Origin of the sequence: Rhodoferax sp. BLA1, from assembly GCF_013416775.1 — a bacterium.
In the GTDB taxonomy this organism is placed as follows: Bacteria; Pseudomonadota; Gammaproteobacteria; order Burkholderiales; family Burkholderiaceae_C; genus Rhodoferax.
In genome coordinates, this window is sequence record NZ_SZVI01000009.1 from 243,125 (window position 1) to 262,556 (window position 19,432).

General features: G+C 60.3%; 13 protein-coding genes. 3 read left to right on the forward strand and 10 right to left on the reverse strand.

All coding sequences use genetic code 11. The features are described 5' to 3' along the window. Nucleotides 1-12: 12 nt before the first annotated feature. The 5 genes from FDG13_RS09645 to FDG13_RS09665 all read right to left on the reverse strand — a co-directional run bounded on the left by FDG13_RS09645 (nt 13) and on the right by FDG13_RS09665 (nt 6,129). Complete coding sequence (locus FDG13_RS09645) at nt 13-801, reverse strand: ABC transporter ATP-binding protein (RefSeq protein ID WP_180127097.1); 789 nt, start codon at nt 799-801, stop codon at nt 13-15. After that, nucleotides 794-1,861 carry an iron ABC transporter permease gene (locus FDG13_RS09650; protein ID WP_218942683.1) on the reverse strand — a complete coding sequence of 356 codons (1,068 nt, stop codon included), beginning with the start codon at nt 1,859-1,861 and terminating at the stop codon, nt 794-796. Before FDG13_RS09650 ends, FDG13_RS09645 begins: the two co-directional genes overlap by 8 nt. A gap of 52 nt (nt 1,862-1,913) precedes the next feature. Next, nucleotides 1,914-3,017, reverse strand: a complete 1,104-nt coding sequence (locus FDG13_RS09655; RefSeq protein ID WP_180127099.1) for an ABC transporter substrate-binding protein — start codon at nt 3,015-3,017, stop codon at nt 1,914-1,916. Beyond that, the gene (locus FDG13_RS09660) at nt 3,018-4,121 is read right to left on the reverse strand and encodes an ABC transporter substrate-binding protein (RefSeq protein ID WP_180127101.1); all 1,104 of its coding nucleotides are present in this window, start codon (nt 4,119-4,121) and stop codon (nt 3,018-3,020) included. 358 nt (nt 4,122-4,479) lie between these two features. After that, nucleotides 4,480-6,129, reverse strand: coding sequence for a pectate lyase (locus tag FDG13_RS09665; protein ID WP_180127103.1), 1,650 nt, complete (start codon nt 6,127-6,129; stop codon nt 4,480-4,482). 366 nt (nt 6,130-6,495) lie between these two features. Here FDG13_RS09665 and FDG13_RS09670 point away from each other — a divergent pair, with 366 nt between their 5' ends. Continuing rightward, on the forward strand, nt 6,496-7,683 hold the full coding sequence (locus FDG13_RS09670) for a radical SAM/SPASM domain-containing protein (RefSeq protein WP_180127105.1): 1,188 nt from the start codon (nt 6,496-6,498) through the stop codon (nt 7,681-7,683). A 267-nt stretch (nt 7,684-7,950) separates the two neighbouring features. On the opposite strand, the gene FDG13_RS09675 is transcribed toward FDG13_RS09670, so the two are convergent. The 5 genes from FDG13_RS09675 to aceE form a co-directional block, all read right to left on the reverse strand. After that, on the reverse strand, nt 7,951-8,454 hold the full coding sequence (locus FDG13_RS09675; RefSeq protein WP_180127107.1) for a DUF4411 family protein: 504 nt from the start codon (nt 8,452-8,454) through the stop codon (nt 7,951-7,953). Continuing rightward, the gene (locus FDG13_RS09680) at nt 8,451-9,596 is read right to left on the reverse strand and encodes an XRE family transcriptional regulator (protein WP_180127109.1); all 1,146 of its coding nucleotides are present in this window, start codon (nt 9,594-9,596) and stop codon (nt 8,451-8,453) included. The genes FDG13_RS09675 and FDG13_RS09680 overlap by 4 nt, the downstream gene beginning before the upstream one ends. A 116-nt stretch (nt 9,597-9,712) precedes the next feature. Then, entirely contained in the window at nt 9,713-11,575 is a 1,863-nt protein-coding gene (gene lpdA, locus FDG13_RS09685) for a dihydrolipoyl dehydrogenase (protein WP_180127111.1), read from the reverse strand. A gap of 10 nt (nt 11,576-11,585) precedes the next feature. Beyond that, complete coding sequence (gene aceF, locus FDG13_RS09690) at nt 11,586-13,307, reverse strand: dihydrolipoyllysine-residue acetyltransferase (protein WP_180127113.1); 1,722 nt, start codon at nt 13,305-13,307, stop codon at nt 11,586-11,588. 17 nt (nt 13,308-13,324) lie between these two features. After that, a complete protein-coding gene (aceE, locus tag FDG13_RS09695; protein WP_180127115.1) occupies nt 13,325-16,027 on the reverse strand; it encodes a pyruvate dehydrogenase (acetyl-transferring), homodimeric type in 2,703 nt (900 codons plus the stop codon). Between the two features lie 164 nt (nt 16,028-16,191). Here aceE and FDG13_RS09700 point away from each other — a divergent pair, with 164 nt between their 5' ends. Together FDG13_RS09700 and FDG13_RS09705 are read left to right on the forward strand one after the other, a co-directional pair. Continuing rightward, on the forward strand, nt 16,192-18,747 hold the full coding sequence (locus FDG13_RS09700) for a PAS domain-containing sensor histidine kinase (protein ID WP_218942684.1): 2,556 nt from the start codon (nt 16,192-16,194) through the stop codon (nt 18,745-18,747). Then, nucleotides 18,744-19,370: a response regulator transcription factor gene (locus FDG13_RS09705; RefSeq protein WP_078365703.1), complete on the forward strand. Its 627-nt coding sequence runs from the start codon at nt 18,744-18,746 to the stop codon at nt 19,368-19,370. Before FDG13_RS09700 ends, FDG13_RS09705 begins: the two co-directional genes overlap by 4 nt. Nucleotides 19,371-19,432: the final 62 nt, after the last annotated feature.

Here is a 19,432-nt window from a genome sequence, read left to right on the forward strand (position 1 = left end):
TCTCTGAGGCCATCAGGCGCTCACGGGTGTGGGCTGTGATGCGCGCAAGGTGCGCACGTAGGGTTGGCCGTCCTGGTCGTGGTGGACATCCACCGGGACGTGGTAGAGGTGGTGGATGAGTTCGCGGCTCAGCACCTGAGCCGGTGGGCCAAAGGCCTGCAGGCGACCGTCGCCGAGCACAATCAACTGATCGGCAAACTGCGCCGCCAGGTTCAGGTCGTGCAGCACAGCCACGCTGATCCAGCCCTGGGCGGCGGTCTGCATTTGCAGATGCTCCATCAGCTGCATCTGGTGCTTCAGATCGAGAGCGCTGACGGGTTCGTCCAGCAGCATCAGCTTGGGCTGGCGCAACAGCACTTGCGCAAACAACACCATCTGGCGCTGCCCACCGCTGAGGGTGTGCACCGGCCGGTCGGCCAGATGGGCCATGTCCAGCGCCTGCAAGGCAGCCAGCGCCGCCCCCAGATCGTCGTCTGACAGCCGCATCGACAGGCGCTGCAAGCGCCCCAGCACCACAACTTCAAGCGCGCTCAGGTCCAGGTCAAGCTGGGTGTTTTGTGGCATGTAGCCAATGCCCTGGCGCCAGCTTGGCAAGCTATGCGGCGTCATCGGTGTGCCGCGCAGGCGCACCGCTCCTTGCGTCAATGGCAACTCGCCAAACAGCGCGCGCAGCAGGCTGGTCTTGCCGGTGCCGTTGGGGCCAATGATCACATGCAGTTGCCCGGCAGACAGTTGCAGGTTCAGCCCTTCGACCAAGGTCAAGTCGCCGATGCGCAGGGTCAGGTCAGAAATATCAAGCACGGTTGCGCTTTCGGTTGCCCAGAATGAGCCAGATCATGAAAGGAACCCCGATCAGCGCCGTCACGATACCGATCGGAAACAGCGCGCCGGGCACAATGGATTTGGACAGCACCGAGGCCACCGAGAGCATCAATGCGCCACACAGCGCCGACTGCGGAATCAGGAAACGCTGGTCTTCGCCAACCTGCATGCGCGCGACGTGCGGCGACACCAGCCCGATGAAGCCAATCACACCCACAAAGCTGATGGCGGTTGCGGTCATCAGTGCAACCAATACCAGGGTTTTCAGACGAAGCCGCGTGACGTTTACACCCAGGCTACGCGCACGCGCCTCGCCCAGACGCAGGCAGGTCAGTTGCCAAGCGTCGCGGTGCAGCAGCAGCGCACACACCAGCGTCACACCCGTGGTGATCCACAGCATCGGCCAGGTGGTGCGCATGAGGCTACCAAACAGCCAGAAGATGATCTGCTGATTCAGTTCGGGCGAAGAGAGAAACTGCAGCAGCGACAAAAGCGACTGAAACAGAAACAACAGTGCAATGCCGGCCAGGATGATGGTCTGGCTGTTGACATGGCGCATCAGCGCCAAGCCGAACAACAGGCTGGCCGCCAGCATGCAGAAGACAAAGGCGCCGATGGGGATCGCCACCAGGGGCGGCAGCCCCAGGCCGCCGGTCACCAGGGCCAAAGCAGCCCCAAAACCGGCGGCAGCAGCCAACCCCAGGGTGTAAGGGCTGGCCAAGGGGTTGTCCAGCAGGGTTTGCATCTGCACTCCACCCAATCCTAAGGCCGCACCTACCACCAGCGCCATGAGCGCAATCGGCAAGCGCATGTCCATCACGATGGCGCGCGTCATCGGGTCGGCCGCCGCAGGGGACAGCAGCGTACGCGCCACATCTCCCAAGGCCAGCATGGAGGGGCCGGTGGCGACATCCAGCATCAAGCTGAACAGGCTCAGGCCCACAAACAGGGCCAACCAACGCCAGCGGAGCGTCTCGCGCCGACGCTGGCGCTGCAAGACCAGGACGCCCATATCGGGCGTGGCAGTGATATCTGTCATGGGGTGAGGTTCCGAAAGTCGGCGCCGCCGGCAAGCGGCGCGGGTCTGCCTGTCATTTCCAGCTCAACACGAAAGTGCCCTGGGGCTGGATGGGCAGGTAGTGGCGGTAGAAGTCTAGGTAGGTGGCTTCAGGATGGATGTCGGCAAACAAGGTCGGATACAAGGCCTTGGCCAGATATTGCAACTGCGACGCGTCCAGCAGGCTGCGCGTGGCGCCGTGGTAGACCCCGTACAGACGCGCATCCTGCAAGGCTGGCAGAGCACTCCAGCCCTTGCGTTGTGCAAAGCCTTGCAGACGTCGGCGCGCTTCACCCGCTGGCACCCCCATCCCCATCTGCATGGCGTCGGGGCTGCTGATACTTTCATAACCGGCGATGAACACCACCTGCGGTTTCGAGACCAGCAACTGCTCGGGGTTGATCGGCCCCCAGTCCTTGACGAACGGCGCAGCGACGTTGTCGCCACCGGCCAGATCGACCATAGCGCCCCACATGTTTTTGCCGTAGGTGTAGCTGTGTTCGGCTGGCCCTTTGTCACCGAGCTCAATGTAGACGCGCGGGCGCGGCAGCTTGGCTTTGGCGATGCGCTGCTGGATCGTCTCCACCACCTGGCGGTACTCGTCGGCAATACGTTGTGCGCGGGCCGTTTCGCCGGTGATCAGGCCCAGCACCTTCGTGCTGGCCAGGTGGCGCTCCAGGGTCTGCGCGTTGTAGTCCACCACCACTACCGGGATGCCAGCGGCCTCCAGGCGGGGGATTTCGGACGCCAAGGCCTTGAACTGCCAGTCGGCCAGAACAACCACATCGGGTTTGGTGGCCAACGCCTTTTCGAGCGAAAAGGTCTGGAACTGCACGCTGCCCACGTCGACCACGTCGCGCAGCGTGGGCCGGGCGGCGACGTACTGGTCCCACACTGCCGGGCGCGACTTGACGAACCAGCCAAGCGACAGCCCCACCAGTCGGTCGAAGGCCTTGTCACCACCCACGGCGAAGTAGTCCTCGATGTAGAAGCCAAGCAGCACCCGCTTGGCTGGCAGCTCCAGTGTGATCTTGCGGCCCAACACATCTTCAATGGTGCTGGGCACCGCCCAGGCACTGAGCGCGCCCAGTCCGAGCATTAAAGACAGCGCGAGTTTTTTCCAAAAATGCTGTGTCATTTACATCCCCAGCGCAAAGCTGCCCTTGGCCTGCACAGGCAAGTAACGGCGGTAGAAAGCCAGGTAGTTGGCCTGGGGGTCGATGTCCTTGAACAGCGTGGGGTACAGGGCCTTGGCCATGAATTGCACCATGGTGTAGTCCAGCACCGAGCGCGATGCACCCTGGTAGACCGCATACAGGCGTTTGTTCTTCACGGCCGGCAGCTCACTCCACCCAGCGCGCTGGGCAAAACCCTGCAGCCGCTGCTGCGCCTGAGCGGACTCAACGCCCTGCCCCATCAGCATCGAGCTGGGGTTCTTGGTCGACTCGGTTCCGGCAATGAACACCACCTCGGGCTGTGCGGCCAGCACTTTCTCTGGATTCATCGGGCCGTACCACTCGACAAAGGGGGCAGCGATGTTCTCGCCGCCAGCCAGCGCACCCAGCGGACCCCACATGCCCTTGCCGTAGCTGAAGCTGAATTCGGACGGCCCTTTGTTGCCAAACTCGACATAGAAGCTCGGCCGAGGCTGCTTGACGGCCGCAATACGCGACTGCACCTGATCGATGGCGGTGGTGTACTCGTCGGCAATCTTCTGCGCACGCTTCTCGTCGCCCGCAATTTTTCCCAGAAGCAGCGTGCTGGCGTGGTGGTTGGCGGGCAGCTCCATGTTGTAGTCCACCACCACCACCGGCACCCCGGCGTCTTCCATGCGTTTGACGTCCGGGCCCAGGCCCTTGTATTGCCATTCAGCCAGCACCAGCACATCGGGCTTGAGTGCCAGCACCTTCTCCACAGAGAAGGTCTGCGCCTCAACTTCGCCCACGTCGGGCAGGTTTTTGAGTGAAGGCCGGTGGGCCGTGAACAGAGACCAATTGGCAGGACGCCAGCCTTCCCAGGCCTCGCGAGACAAACCAACCACTTTGTCGAAGGCCTTTTCACCACCGATGGCCATGTAGTCCTCGAAATAGAAACCCAGCAGCACACGTTTGGCAGGCAGGTCGACACGCACGGAGCGACCGAGTACGTCTTTGATCACCTCGGGGGCCGCCTGCGCGGTTTGAATCAGACCGGCCGTCAGGCCCAAGATACACAGCCAGCGTGCGGTGGTGGCAATTCGCATGAACACTCCTTCAATAGGCCGGGCACCCCGGCGAAGGATGGCATTCTATATGCGAATGATTCGCAAAACGATTTCCAGAAGTCAGATTCAAGCAAGTTTCTGCTTTGGCCTTGCCTCAACAAAAGGTCCAGCACCAGCGATCTGGTTGTTAATGACGGACGCCAGTTTTCAATATTTTTTTATAGCAAATGACCCTTATGAAACGTGGGCTTAGCACCTATTTCCCACACAGACTCAACAACCAAGTCGTGTGCCACACTCCGTGCCAGGCGTCACTGCAGCACGGCCTGGTATGGAGCACTTTTGTAAAGAAAAAAGCCAGCCCGAAAAAGCTGGCTCCTGCTTGGCCGCAAAGCGTTCAGGCCATCGTCAGCGTGTAGATATCCTTGATGTCCAGGATGTTTTTCTTGCTGCCATCTTCGATCTGGATGTCGCCGTGGATGTAGCCACCCTGCGAGCGAAAGCCCGGCACCAGCTCGGGGCAGCCACGCTCAGTAGCGATCAGGGTCAACAGGGCGAGTGCATCGGTATCGTCAAAACGGCAATGGACATGTTTCTCGCTGGGCACAAACATGCCGCGGTGGGCATGTTGCGCCATGATCCGCTCGCCAATGCTCTTGGCCAGCGCCAGGTAGGCCGGGGCTCGCGTCGCGCGGGCGACTTCAAGCACCGCAAACAGCAGGATGGCGTCAGCCTGGCTGGCCACCAGAGGCGCCTTGGATGCAGCCGGGTCAGTGGCATGCCATTCACCCAGTCCAAAATGGTGCGCCATCGCTACCACATGCTGCCAGAGTGAGGCACGCCCGGTCATGGCCCAAGCGGTCACGGTGGACAGGAAAACAATGGTGTTGATCGGCTTGCGCTCAAAAACCCAGCCCTTTTTGCCGTAAAAACCCCGACGCGGGAACACTTGCCCGGTCAGGTCCTTGCCATCAGCAAACATCGGCTTGATCTGGTTGGTTTCTGGCACATAGGCGTAGCGCAACCAGGCATCCAGGCCGTCGACAGCCCATTGTTTGAGCTGCTCGCCCTTGGCGCCGAGCTGGCGGGCCAACGTGAGCTGGGCCAGGGTGGCGTCACCGTAGATGCCTTCCGGGCCGTTCATGGCGTCCGGGTCCATCTTGAACAGCACCCAGGCTTCCTGGGCCACATCGCCATATTCCGGGCCAAACTGGCGCTGGGCGCGATCGCCGTAGAAGGAATAGGTGAACTGTGGATGGTTCTCGTCGGTTGGCGCCTCTTCACGCTTGACCGGGCGGTTGAACTGGTAACACCCCAAGCCGGTTGCCGGGTAACGGCTGCGCACATACTGCCAGGCCAAAAACTCGGCCCAGTCGAGCGCTTTCTCCTCACCCGGCACCCGCTGGCCGAGCAAACCGGCGCCGTAGATCAGGTCATTGCCGATGTTCACAAAGGACAACCCCTTGGCTTCACGCAAGATCTCCAGATCGCGATGCATCGGCTTGTCCCAGAAGCCTTCTGCGGGCAAGGGCCGACCGTAGCTGCCGTGGCGCGTGAGTTCGAGGGTGTCCCAGTTGTCAATGTGGCAGTTCCACTCGGCCTTGATGAGTTTTGCGGTGGCCTGCGGGTCAACCTCGAACATCAGCTCGTAGAACGGGTAATGGTGCTTGATCTCATGCACCTTGTTTTTGCCTTCGGGGCCGACGGTATCGAGCGTCTTCAGGTCCAGAAAACAATGCCCACCCCAGGTCAGCAGCCCCGAAGCGTCCGCGTGGTCAAAATGCCAGCGGATCGCGTCCATCGCCGCTTGTTTGTACTTGCCATCACCGGTCAAGGTCGAGAGTGCTGACAAAGTGCGAAACAGGTTCTGCTGCGAGGCCAGGTTGGAAGGCTCCCAGTCGGTGCCTTCCATGTTGCGCCATTTGACCGGCTCACCGGTGAAGGTGTTCATGCCGTCAAAGAACAAGGGGGTGCCGTGATAAGGATCGCGGTAAGTGTTGAGGATGGTGTCAGCGTAGCGGCGGATGTAGTCAAGCATGGTATTCATGGCGGTTTTCCTGGAACTGAAATACCGACGAAACGACGGACAGGAATTTCAACCGCATTGGCTGAAGTATGGCATGGGTCTCAGGTATAGATCAGTGTGGGTAGCCGATGCTCGGGCTGGCCTAGCCTTGAAGACAACACATAGATCCAGGTCAAGTCTGAAGAATGTCGCGAGCCCGCCAAACCTCGACTAGATCAAACAAAGTGCATTCACTGCCCAAAGCGCGGCAAAAACCGCATCAAACCAACCTGTTTTGACACGCCCCGCGATTACCATCGGCGCCCCGCAAACGGCGGCAGGCCTGCTACTGTGCGCCATTTCTTAGCCTTTGATCGCCCCGCTTACCGGAGCCCCCACCACCACACTATGCACACCGAGACACCGATCCACTTCGTACCCCACGCCGCTACAACAGAAGTTACCCAGTCCGATGCCAACCCGATTGTGGGCGGCCGGGTGGAACTGCAATTGCTCACCACCCTGAAATGCAACCTCAAATGCAGCTACTGTTCGCTGGGGGTTGGCGACATGTTGGGCTCACAAGTCCATGTGGAGTACGACATTGAGCAGCTCAGCGCCTTTGTGGATCGGCACCTGAAGGGCAAGGAAATCTATGTCACCTTCTACGGCGGCGAACCCACGCTGAACAAGAAGCTGATGCTGGAGGTGATGCAGCGTTTCCCGAGCTTTCGCTTCCAGTTGCAGACCAATGCCACGCTGATCGACAACCTGCCCGAGTGGGCGCTGAACCGCCTGTCCAATGTGCTGGCCTCCATCGACGGCGGCGAATCCACCACCGACGGCTACCGTGGCAAGGGCATCTACCGCCAGGTGGTGAAAAACCTCAAAGAAGTGCGCGACCACATCGGCGGCTCGGTCACCGCCCGCGTCACCTGGGGCAACCCCGACACCTGTTTTGAGGAACTGGACCAGCTGGTGGCCGACGGTGCCCCGTTTGACTACCTGTACTGGCAGTTTGTGGCCGATGAAATGTACGCCGGTGACTCGGTGGCCAAGCGCAAAGCGGTGCTGGTGCAGCTGATCGACAAATTCTTCTCGCGCACCGATGTGCTCTACCCGCTGATCCCGCTGATGGGCATGGTGCGCAACAAGCTGTTTCCCACGCGGGCGCTGGAACTGTACGCCGGTGCCAGCCAGTGCCGCGTCTCCACCCACCTGCTCAACGTCATGCCCAACGGCGAGATTTATCCCTGCCCCGACATGATGTACGACCCAGCCATGAAGATGGGCGACATCAAAGTCAACTGGCTCAAGAAAAGCCCGCTGCAACAAGACCCGGCCATGCCCTGCCACGACTGCGAGGCTTACGCCTGGTGCCGCGGCAACTGCATGAAAAACATGCACCGGGGCTATGTGAGCAATGACCTGCCGTACCGCACCAACGTGGTCGAACCCATCTGCGAACTGATCCGTTTCATGGGCCAGGAAATCGACAAGCGCAACCCACAAGCCTGGTTCGAGCAACTCAGCCTGCCGGTGCGCAAACAAATCATGGACTGCGAGGTCTACGAGTACGTTGAGATCATGCCTTAAGGCGCGACACGTCGCGGGTGTTGGCTCGGCGTCACTAGCCTGACGAGGCCCATGGCGAACCTGCGACAGCAGATCGGCAATAAAAAAGCCGCGCAGCCCTTTTGGAATCTGCGCGGCTTGCTACTGAGTCAGTAGCGTTTTCAGATGATCAAATCACTTGTGCGCTGGCGGCACATCGGTGTAACTACCATGCGCAACCTCTGCCGTTACATTGATCAAGACGACAAGCGTAGGCGGTAGATGTAACCCAAGTCGTAAAAACGGGGGCTAAGCGTCTACCAGAACGAAATTGGCTTTGGTTTGTCCCAGTACCGCAAACGTATCCATCCATTGCACGCCAAAGTGCTGGCACACATTTGGGATGCTGAACTTGCGGCGCATTTGCAGGTTGAACTGCTCATGGGTGACCACCACGCTGTCAGGTAGCGCCATGGCCTTGGCAATGAGCCAAGGGTCTGCACCGCCTAAGAACTCTTCCAGGGCACCTGCCTTCATTAGCGCTGTTTGCGACGCCACATACGCGGCCACTTGTACGAATGCCGCTTGGGTGTCGGCATCTGATACGGGAAGAAAAAGCGCTGCATTGCGCCTGGTCCAAAGCGCAAGTTCGTCGTTGCCGAGCTTGAGTTCGTCGCCCACGGTTTTGATGCTGGCCAACACGCCTTGCCCATGGCTACGAAGAACCCAAGACCAGTAGCCGGGGCAAATGGTCATGCCGTAGTAGCGGTTTTTAGCTTCAATTAGGGTATTGGAGTCCAGCAGATAAATCATGCACCCAGCTGCTCGGCAAATTGGCGAATCTTCGCCGGTTGTACACCGAGGAGCTTGCCCGCATCACGCAATAGCAGTCGGCCACTGAGTGCCTCTGCGGTAACGGCTTTGGCGAACCGCTTGCTGTTTTTAGACTCAGCGTTGCGGTAGAAACTACCCCCTCCCTTGCTTTCGGCGTTGCGAAAGCGCTCCAACTCCGCGAAGTAAAAGTTGTTATACACCTCACGGTCTATCAAACCCAAATCCAAGGCACGGCGTGCAATGACCAACTGGCTTACATGAAAGCGTTGCGCCAGTTCTGCCAAACGGATGCGCAGATCTGGCTCGCCGCTAGCCCAGAGCTGCCGGAATACTACTGCCGGTGCCAGAAACTCACCTGCCACCGCGTTGCAAGCAACTTCCTCTTGGTGTGCATTTGCTGTTTCACCATTGGATATACCACTGGACCCAAACCAGATGTGCGCCAACTCGTGCATCAAGGTGAACAACCGGGCAGTGGGCGCATCAGCCGAATTGATGAACACGACAGGCGCCACAGCGCTGCTGATAGCAAAGCCACGGAATTCACTAACATCGAGTTTGCAGTGGGTGTTGTTGCCCACCATGCCGCTGCGCATAACTAACACGCCAGCGTTCTCTGCACCTTGAATGAGTGCTCGCTGGTAGTCGTCCCACTTGCGTTGTCCGTGCTCCAACTCCACGCCCAACACAGTACGGATATCTGCAGCAACCACTTGTGGGCTAGCGTTCAAACGGAACTTGCCAACAAAGGGCAAAGCGGCTGCGCCCTGCTCTTGTTGGTGCTCGACATACCAAGCCTGGCGCTGAAGTGCCTGTTTCACGGTCTCCTGCAGTTCGACACTTGGCCGCCCTACCGGTCGGCCTCCCACGGTGCGCAGGTCTGGCAAAAGCGGCGTTTCCACAGGAGCTTGCGGCAAGAAAAAGAAACCGAATGGCGCGTGCAGTGCTTGGGCAATGTTTTGAGCTTGCCGAAACGTAGGCAAATCGCCACCCGTTTCCCATTGCTCCAGTTGCTCGGGCTTCACACCAACGGCTATTGCTGCAGTCCCAATATCCATGCCCATGCGACCGCGTGCCCAGCGAAGCACTTCGGGGTTGATTTGGGCTTGAGGATGGGACATGAAATGATTTTAGGGGAATGCCTTGACGCAAACCAAAAACAATTAAAAAAGCCGCGCAGCCCTAACGGAATCTGCGCGGCTTGCTACCGAGTCAGTAGCGTTTTCAGGCAGTCAACTCACTTGCGCGCTGGCGGCACATCCGTGCAAGAGCCATGCGCAATCTCAGCCGCCATGCCGATGCTCTCGCCCAGTGTCGGGTGCGGGTGAATGGTTTTGCCGATGTCCACGGCGTCTGCACCCATCTCGATCGCCAGGGCGATTTCACCAATCATGTCACCGGCGTGGGTGCCAACGATTCCGCCGCCCAGGATCTTGCCGTGGCCGTGGGCTTCGGGGCTGTCGTCAAACAGCAGTTTGGTGACGCCTTCGTCGCGGCCATTGGCGATAGCGCGGCCAGACGCGTTCCACGGGAACAGGCCCTTCTTGACCTTGATGCCTTGCGCCTTGGCCTGGTCTTCGGTCAGGCCAACCCAGGCCACTTCGGGGTCTGTGTAGGCCACGCTGGGGATCACGCGGGCATTGAAGGCGGCAGCTGCCAGTTCCTTGTTGCCTTGCAATTCGCCGGCGATGACTTCTGCGGCAACATGCGCCTCGTGCACCGCCTTGTGCGCAAGCATCGGCTGGCCGACGATGTCGCCAATCGCGAAGATGTGCGGCACATTGGTGCGCATCTGGATGTTGACGTTGATGAAGCCACGATCCGTCACAGCCACGCCAGCCTTCTCGGCGTTGAGCTTTTTGCCGTTGGGGGTGCGGCCCACGGCTTGCAGAACCAGGTCGTAGGTTTGCGGCTCGGGCACTGTGATGCCGTCTTCAGCAGGGGCAAAGCTGACCTTGATGCCTTCTGGGGTTGCCTCGGCAGCGACGGTTTTTGTTTTCAACATGATGTTGTCAAACCGTGGCGCATTCATCTTTTGCCAGATCTTGACCAGATCGCGGTCAGCGCCCTGCATCAGGCCGTCCAACATTTCAACCACGTCCAGGCGGGCGCCCAGGGTGCTGTAGACGGTGCCCATTTCCAGGCCGATGATGCCGCCGCCCAGGATCAACATGCGTTTGGGGACTTCTTTGAGCGCCAGGGCGCCGGTGGAGTCGACCACACGCGGGTCTTTGGGCATAAACGGCAGGTGCACGGCCTGGCTGCCCGCAGCGATGATGGCGTTCTTGAACGCGACCACCTTCTTGCTGCCGGTTTTCTCCTGGCCGCTGCCGGTGGTTTCTTCGACTTCGAGGTGGTTGGGACCAACAAAGTTGCCGTAACCACGCACTACTGAGACCTTGCGCATCTTGGCCATGGCGGCCAACCCGCCAGTGAGTTTGCCAATCACCTTTTCCTTGTGGCCGCGCAGCTTGTCGATGTTGACCACCGGCTTGCCAAACTCCACGCCCAGGTCACCGAGGTGGCTGACCTCGTCCATCACCGCTGCCACGTGCAACAAGGCTTTGGACGGGATACAACCCACGTTCAGGCAGACGCCACCCAAGGTGGTGTAACGCTCAACCAGAATGACTTTGAGGCCCAGATCAGCCGCGCGGAAGGCGGCCGAGTAGCCACCAGGGCCACCACCGAGCACCAGCACGTCGCAGTCCAGATCGGCACTGCCCGCAAAACTGGCGGCAGCGGGTGCGGCCACAGGCGCTGCAGTCGCTACTGTTTGCGTAGCTGCTGGCCCTTGTGTTACCTGGGCTACAGGTGGATTTGGCTTGGATTCTGCGGCGGGAGCCGGTGCGGCGCCCTCGCCTGCGGCTTCCAGCGTCAGCAGCAAAGAACCCATGGCGACCTTATCGCCGAGTTTGATCTTGAGTTCTTTCACCACGCCAGCATGGCTGCTGGGGATTTCCATCGAGGCTTTGTCAGACTCGACGGTGATCAGGCTTTGGTCCGCCTTGATGCTGTCGCCGGGTTTGACCAGCAGTTCAATCACGGTGACTTCCGCGAAGTCGCCGATGTCGGGAACATGGATGTCAATGAGTGCCATGTCAGTTCCTTTACAGCAGTACGCGGCGGAAGTCGCCCAGGATCTGGGCCAGATAGACGTTGAAGCGCGCAGCAGCAGCGCCGTCGATCACGCGGTGGTCCCAGGTCAGGCTCAGCGGCAACATCAGGCGCGGCTGGAAGGCCTTGCCGTCCCAGACCGGCTCCATGGTGGAGCGGCAAACACCCAAAATCGCCACCTCAGGCGCGTTGATGATCGGGGTGAAATAACGCCCGCCAATGCCGCCCAAGGAAGAAATGGTGAAGGTGGCGCCAGACATTTCTGCCGGGCTCAGTTTGCCGTCACGCGCCTTTTTGGCCAACTCGGACATTTCCTGGCTGATCTGGAAGATGCCTTTTTTGTCGGCGTCTTTGATCACCGGCACCATCAGGCCATTGGGGGTATCTGCAGCAAAACCGATGTGGTAATACTGCTTGTAGACCACGGCGTCGCCGTCCAGACTGCTGTTGAAATCGGGGAATTTCTTGAGCGCGGCCACGCAGGCCTTGATCAGGAACGCCAGCATGGTGACCTTGACACCACTCTTCTCGTTTTCCTTGTTGGTCAGGACACGGAAGGCTTCCAGGTCGGTGATGTCGGCGTCGTCGTGGTTGGTGACGGCCGGGATCATGATCGCATTGCGCAGCAGGTTGGCGCCGCTGATCTTCTTGATGCGGCTCATCTCCTTGCGCTCGATCGGACCAAACTTGGCAAAGTCGACCTTCGGCCAGGGGATCAGGCCCAGGCCTTCGCCGCCACCAGCGGCCGCGGGTTTGGCGGCTTGTTGCGCAGCGATGGCAGCGGTTTGCACTGCGCCACTCATGACCGAGCGGGTGAAGGATTCGATGTCGGCATCGGTGATGCGGCCTTTGAGGCCCGTGCCTTTGACCTCGGCCAGCGGCACACCCAGCTCACGCGCGAACTTGCGCACGGACGGAGAGGCATGCGGCAGGCCCAGCGCCAAGGCGGTCGGGTTGTGCGCGGGCAGCGCAGGTGCTGCTGCCACGGCGGCGGGTGCTGCTACAGCAACAGGAGCTGCTGGCGCTTGTGCGACGGGCGCTGCAGGCACATTTGGCGTTGCAGCCACGGCAGCAGCCGGTGCTGCAGCGGCGGGTGCAGCAGCAGTTGTGCCTTGCAAAATCAGCAACAGGTCACCGATGTTGACGGTGTCACCGAGCTTGACCTTGAGTTCCTGCACAACACCGGCGGCGCCAGACGGGATTTCCATCGAGGCTTTGTCCGACTCGACGGTGACCAGGCTTTGCTCGAGCTTGACGCTGTCACCGACCTTGACCATGACCTCGATCACGGTCACGTCCTTGAAGTCGCCAATGTCGGGCACACGCACTTCGACCGGGCCAGCGGCAGCGGCAGCGGCTACTGGTGCAGCCGGTGTTGGGGCGACAGGTGCAGCAGCGGCCGCAGGCGCTACAGAAGCTGCAGCAGCAGGCGCTTGTTCCACGGTGGCTGGCGCCGGATTGGGCGCAGAAGCCTCACCCGCCACTTCGAGCAGCAGCACCAGCGAGCCTTGTTTGACCTTGTCGCCCAGCGCGACCTTGAGTTCCTTGACCACGCCGGCGTGGCTTGAAGGGATTTCCATGGAGGCCTTGTCGGACTCCACCGTCAGCAGGGATTGGTCCGCGCGCACCGTGTCGCCAGGTTTGACCAGCAGCTCGATCACGGTGACTTCGTCGAAGTCGCCAATGTCGGGCACTTTGATGTCCAGAATTGCCATGTTGTGTCTCCGCTCGCTCAGGCGTAAAGGGGGTTGACTTTGTTGGTATCGATGCCGTATTTGGCAATGGCTTCCACCACCTTGGCGACGGGCACCTTGCCCTCTTCACTCAATGCCTTGAGCGCCGCCACCACGATGTAGTAGCGGTTGATCTCGAAGTGTTCACGCAGCTTGCTGCGGAAATCGCTTCGGCCAAAACCGTCGGTGCCCAGCACCTTGTAGGTGCGGCCCTTCGGGATGTAGGGACGGATCTGCTCGGCATAGGCCTTGATGTAGTCGGTCGACGCCACCACCGGACCTTCGCTGCCTTGCAGCTGCTGCGCCACAAAGGACACCACGGGGGTGTCTGCCGGGTGCAGCAAGTTCTGGCGTTCGGCTTCCTGGCCATCACGCGCCAGTTCGTTGAAGCTCGGGCAGCTCCAGACGTCGGCGGTCACGCCCCAGTCCTGGGCCAGCAGCTTTTGTGCGACAAAACTCTCGCGCAGGATGGTGCCCGAACCGAGCAACTGCACACGCGGGTTGTTGGCGCCTTCGACACCGGGCTTGCACAGGTACATGCCCTTGATGATCTGCTCTTCGGTGCCTGGGGTCAGGCCCGGCATCGCGTAGTTTTCATTGAGCAGGGTCAGGTAGTAGAAGACGTTGTCTTGCTTCTCGACCATGCGTTTGAGGCCGTGGTGCAGGATCACACCAACTTCGTGCGCAAAGGTCGGGTCGTAGCTAATGCAGTTCGGAATGGTGCCCGCCAGGATGTGGCTGTGGCCGTCTTCGTGCTGCAGGCCTTCGCCGTTAAGGGTGGTGCGCCCGGAGGTACCGCCCAGCAAGAAGCCACGCGCTTGCATGTCACCCGCAGCCCAAGCCAAGTCGCCAATGCGCTGGAAGCCGAACATCGAGTAGTACACGTAGAACGGCACCATGATGCGGTTGCTGGTGGAGTAGCTGGTGGCAGCTGCAATCCAGCTGCTCATGCCGCCAGCTTCGTTGATGCCTTCCTGCAGGATCTGCCCCTTGACGTCTTCCTTGTAGTACATCACCTGGTCTTTGTCGACCGGGGTGTACTGCTGGCCCGCCGGGTTGTAGATACCAATCTGACGAAACAGGCCTTCCATACCAAAGGTGCGGGCCTCATCGACCAAGATCGGCACGACACGTGGGCCCAGCGCCTGGTCACGCAGCAGCTGGGTGAGGAAACGTACATAGGCTTGGGTCGTCGAAATTTCGCGGCCTGGTGCGGTGGGTTCCATCACCGACTTGAAGGTCTCGATGGACGGCACGGTGAAGGACTCATCGGCCTTGGTGCGGCGGTGCGGCAGGTAGCCACCAAGCGCCTGACGGCGGGCATGCAGGTACTGCATCTCGGGGGTGTCGTCGGCCGGTTTGTAGAACGGCAGGTCAGCCAGCTGGCTGTCGGGAATCGGGATATTGAAGCGGTCACGGAAGGCGCGGATGTCGTCATCACCAAGTTTTTTGGTCTGGTGCACGTTGTTCTTGCCCTCGCCAATCTTGCCCATGCCATAACCTTTGACGGTTTTGATCAGCAGCACCGTAGGCTGGCCGGTGTGGTTGACGGCCTTGTGGTAAGCCGCGTAGACCTTTTGCGGGTCGTGACCACCACGTTGCAAGCCGAAGATCTCTTGATCACTCATCTTCTCGACCATCTTTGCTGTCTCGGGCGAGCGGCCGAAGAAGTGTTTGCGCACAAACGCGCCGTCGTTGGCCTTGAAGGCCTGATAGTCGCCGTCGAGCGTGTCCATCATGACCTTGCGCAGGGCGCCATCCTTGTCGCGCGCCAGCAGCGGATCCCAGTTGCCACCCCAGATCAGTTTGATCACATTCCAGCCCGCACCGCGGAAGGTGCCTTCAAGCTCCTGGATGATCTTGCCGTTGCCACGCACCGGGCCGTCCAGACGCTGCAGGTTGCAGTTGATGACAAACACCAGGTTGTCGAGTTTTTCACGCGCGGCCAGACCAATGGCACCCAGGCTTTCGACCTCGTCCATTTCGCCGTCGCCGCAGAACACCCAGACCTTGCGCTTGCTGGTGTCGGCAATGCCACGGGCATGCAGGTACTTCAGGAAACGCGCCTGGTAAATCGCCATCAGCGGGCCCAGGCCCATCGACACCGTGGGGAACTGCCAGAACTCGGGCATCAGTTTCGGATGCGGGTAGCTCGACAGCCCCTTGCCAGCGGTTTCCTGGCGGAAGTTGAGCAACTGCTCTTCGGTCAGGCGACCTTCCAGAAAGGCGCGGGCGTACACGCCAGGGGCCACATGGCCCTGGACATACAGGCAGTCACCGCCATGGTCTTTGCTCTCGGCATGCCAGAAATGGTTGAAGCCTGCACCAAACAGGCTGGCCAGCGAGGCAAAAGAGCCGATATGGCCACCCAAATCCCCACCATCTTCAGGGTGATGGCGGTTGGCTTTGACCACCATGGCCATGGCATTCCAGCGCATGTAGGCGCGCAGGCGTTCTTCAATCTCGATGTTGCCCGGGCAGCGTTCTTCCTGGTCGGGCTCGATGGTGTTGACGTAACCGGTGTTGGCCGAAAACGGCATGTCCAGGCTGTTTTGCCGGGCGTGTTCCAGCAGTTGCTCTAATAGATAGTGCGCGCGCGCTGGGCCTTCTTTTTCAATAACGGCGCTCAGTGCGTCCATCCACTCGCGGGTTTCCTGGGCATCCGCATCAATGGCGGTACGGTTATCGGGTACTACTGACATGCATGTCTCCTGTATGGTGGCCGGGGAATGTTAGTGGGTTTGGCCGTTTTTGTCGCGAGCGGGATTCTAGGGGTATTTCAATAAATTTCAAATTGCGTAGGGTCAATTCGCATTATGAAATTTAGAATCCAATTTCAAAATCCCAAGCCCCTACACTTGGCCCCATGCCTTTGCCCCTTTCTCAGCCCAGCGACAGCCCGGATACGCTTGACCCACGCGCCAGATTACGCCGTTGGTGGAAGGGGCAAACAGCCCACCGCCAAGACCGACTGGCCATGCTGGCGCCGCTGGCCGCGGTGCTGCTGTTTTTGGCGGCCATCCTGTCAGCGTTTGCCTACCTGCGTTTTGAAGAAATCGCGCGCGAGCGCGAGGCCATCCACCGTGATGTGGAGTACTCCCAGCAACGGGTGCGCCTGCGCCTGTTGGAGCAACAAGAGCAGCTGATGCGCTTCGCCCGCGAAATGGCAGGCCGAGAGGTGTCGGAGGACAGTTTCCTCAAACGGGCTGAGGCCTTTAGCAACCAGTTTCCAGAGATTCAAAGCATGACCTGGATGGACGACGGCTTCCGGGAACGTGGCAGTTTTGACGCCAGCGGTGTGCTGGCGCGCTCTTCCAAACAAAGCGCCCAGATCCGCCGCCGTGTGGAGGAAACCGTGCAGAACTACCTGCTGGTGCGCGACGTGTTGTTGCCGGTGTATTCCACCCCGCGCAAGCAGGACAACGGCCCCACTCTGGTGCAATTGCACCTGCCACTGATCGACAAAACCCGCTTCAAGGGTGACCTGATCGTGACCTACTCGGTCGATGCGATCTTCCGCTACGGTGTGCCGTCCGAGGTCACTTCCAAATACGCCATCGCTTTTCTGGACGCCGACAGCAAGGTGCTGGCAGGTACCAGCCTGGTGGAGAAGACCCTCACCCGCAGCATCTTGCCCTGGGCCAATCCGGTCAACGCCTACCAGCTGCCGGTGTCCCCCATCGGCAATGGTTTGTCGCTGCGTGGTCAGGCCTACCGCACCTCGCTGGGGGTGATTGGCAGTGGCCTGTTCTGGCTGGTGATGGTGCTCAGTGCGGTGACGGCCTGGCTGCTGCTGGCCAATTGGCGCCACACCCGAAGGCGCATCCAGGCGCAAGAGGCACTGATCCGCGAAACCGCTTTTCGCCGGGCCATGGAGAACTCGATGCTCACCGGCATGCGCGCGCTCGACCTGCACGGGCGCATCACCTATGTGAACACCGCGTTTTGCCAGATGACGGGCTGGAGCGAGGCCGAACTGGTGAACCAGACCGCGCCCTTCCCCTATTGGCCTGAGAGTGACCACGAAGCGCTGCGGGCCAGGCTGCGCGAGGAACTCGCCGGCCTGATCCAGCCCAGCGGCATCCAGTTCCGGGTCAAACGCAAGAACGGCGAGATCTTTGAGGCGCACCTGTATGTCTCGCCGCTGATCGACGCCTTTGGCCAGCAAACCGGCTGGATGACCTCGATGACGGACATCACCGAGCCGACCCGGGTGCGTGAACAACTCGCCGCCTCGCACGAGCGTTTCACGGCGGTGCTGGAAGCCCTGGATGCCTCCATTTCGGTGGCGCCGCTGGGCAGCCATGAGCTGCTGTTTGCGAACAAGTTGTACCGCCTGTGGTTTGGCACCGAAGCCCAGGGGCACCTGCAACTGGTGGCCGAAGCCGGTGTGCCGGCGCTCAACCACAGTGACGAATCACAGGACATGGTGGACGCTTTTGCCGGCCTGCCCACCAGCCAACTCTCAGACAAGGAGGCCGAGAGTGCCGAGGTCTATCTGGGCAGCTTGGGCCGCTGGCTGGAGGTGCGCACCCGCTACCTGAGCTGGGTTGATGGTCGCCTGGCGCAGATGGTGATTGCCACCGACATCACCGCACGCCGTATGGCCGAAGAACAGGCCGAGATCCAGGCCGAACGCGCCCAGGCGTCGAGTCGTTTGATCACCATGGGCGAGATGGCCTCCAGCGTGGCACACGAGCTCAACCAGCCACTCACCGCCATCAACAACTACTGCAACGGCATGTTGTCGCGCATCAAAGGCAACCAGATCACCCAAAACGAGCTGCTCGGCGCTTTGGAGAAAACCGGCCGCCAGGCGCACCGTGCCGGGCAGATCATCCAGCGCATCCGCTCATTTGTGCGGCGCAGTGAGCCCAACCGCAGCATTGCCAATGTGAGCACTCTGGTGTCCGAAGCGGTGGAACTGGCCGAAATCGAGCTGCGTCGGCGCAACGTCAAGCTCAACCAATATGTCGCCCCCAACCTGCCCAACATCCTGGTGGACCCGATTCTGATCGAGCAGGTGCTGCTGAACCTGCTGAAAAACGCCGCCGAATCCATCGACACCGCCCAGAAGCCCACCGCACAGCGCCTGGTGAAACTGCGGGTGGCCACGGCCTGGGTCGACGACAAGCCGGTGGTTGAATTCAAGGTGTCCGACTCGGGCCAGGGCATTGCGCCGGAAGTCATGGCGCGGCTGTACGAGGCGTTCTACTCGACCAAGCCCGAAGGCATGGGCATTGGCCTGTCTTTGTGCCGTTCCATTGTGGAATCTCACCTGGGCAGAATGAAAGCGGAGAACCTCTACAATGGCGAGGCTGTCGTTGGCTGCTGTTTCACGTTCTGGATACCCAACCCGGACCCCCTCTCAGCGCCGCCCGCGAAGCGTTCTGAACAACCAGGATTTCAGGTACCGTCATGAGTTTGATCCCCAAAAAAGGCACTGTCTATGTCGTTGATGATGATGAGGCCGTGCGAGATTCCTTGCAGTGGATGTTGGAGGGCAAAGATTACCGGGTCAGGTGTTTCGACTCCGCCGAGTCCTTTCTGAGTCGCTACGACCCGCGCGAAGTGGCCTGCTTGATCATCGACATCCGCATGCCGGGCATGACCGGTCTGGAACTGCAGTCCCGTCTGATGGAAGCCCATTCCCCCCTGCCCCTCTCGTTCATCACCGGCCACGGTGATGTGCCAATGGCGGTGGACACCATGAAAAAGGGCGCAATGGACTTCATCCAGAAGCCGTTCCAGGAAGAACAGCTGGTGCCGCTGGTGGAGCGCATGCTGGAGCAGGCCAAAGGCGCTTTTGCCGAATACCAAAGCACCGCCGCACGCGACGCCCTGATGGCACGCCTGACCCTGCGCGAGTCGCAGGTGCTCGAACGCATTGTGGCGGGCCGTTTAAATAAGCAGATCGCCGACGACCTGGGCATCAGCATCAAGACGGTGGAGGCGCACCGCGCCAACATCATGGAAAAGCTCAACGCCAACACCGTGGCCGACCTGCTGAAAGTGGCCCTAGGACCCAATGCGGTCAAAGCCTGAGCCCGAACCGGCTTCTCTTTTGCTATTTTTAGAATAGCTATCAACGCCCGCCCCGTAAGGAC

Excerpts from the sequence above, each read along its gene's own strand:
- aceE (WP_180127115.1), bottom strand. The coding sequence starts at position 16,027 with ATGTCAGTAGTACCCGATAACCGTACCGCCATTGATGCGGATGCCCAG.
- FDG13_RS09670 (WP_180127105.1), top strand. The coding sequence starts at position 6,496 with ATGCACACCGAGACACCGATCCACTTCGTACCCCACGCCGCTACAACA.
- FDG13_RS09660 (WP_180127101.1), bottom strand. The coding sequence starts at position 4,121 with ATGCGAATTGCCACCACCGCACGCTGGCTGTGTATCTTGGGCCTGACG.
- FDG13_RS09650 (WP_218942683.1), bottom strand. The coding sequence starts at position 1,861 with ATGACAGATATCACTGCCACGCCCGATATGGGCGTCCTGGTCTTGCAG.
- FDG13_RS09680 (WP_180127109.1), bottom strand. The coding sequence starts at position 9,596 with ATGTCCCATCCTCAAGCCCAAATCAACCCCGAAGTGCTTCGCTGGGCA.
- FDG13_RS09700 (WP_218942684.1), top strand. The coding sequence starts at position 16,192 with ATGCCTTTGCCCCTTTCTCAGCCCAGCGACAGCCCGGATACGCTTGAC.
- FDG13_RS09665 (WP_180127103.1), bottom strand. The coding sequence starts at position 6,129 with ATGAATACCATGCTTGACTACATCCGCCGCTACGCTGACACCATCCTC.
- FDG13_RS09705 (WP_078365703.1), top strand. The coding sequence starts at position 18,744 with ATGAGTTTGATCCCCAAAAAAGGCACTGTCTATGTCGTTGATGATGAT.
- aceF (WP_180127113.1), bottom strand. The coding sequence starts at position 13,307 with ATGGCAATTCTGGACATCAAAGTGCCCGACATTGGCGACTTCGACGAA.
- FDG13_RS09655 (WP_180127099.1), bottom strand. The coding sequence starts at position 3,017 with ATGACACAGCATTTTTGGAAAAAACTCGCGCTGTCTTTAATGCTCGGA.
- FDG13_RS09675 (WP_180127107.1), bottom strand. The coding sequence starts at position 8,454 with ATGATTTATCTGCTGGACTCCAATACCCTAATTGAAGCTAAAAACCGC.
- lpdA (WP_180127111.1), bottom strand. The coding sequence starts at position 11,575 with ATGGCACTCATTGACATCCATGTTCCCGACATCGGCGACTTCGCGGAA.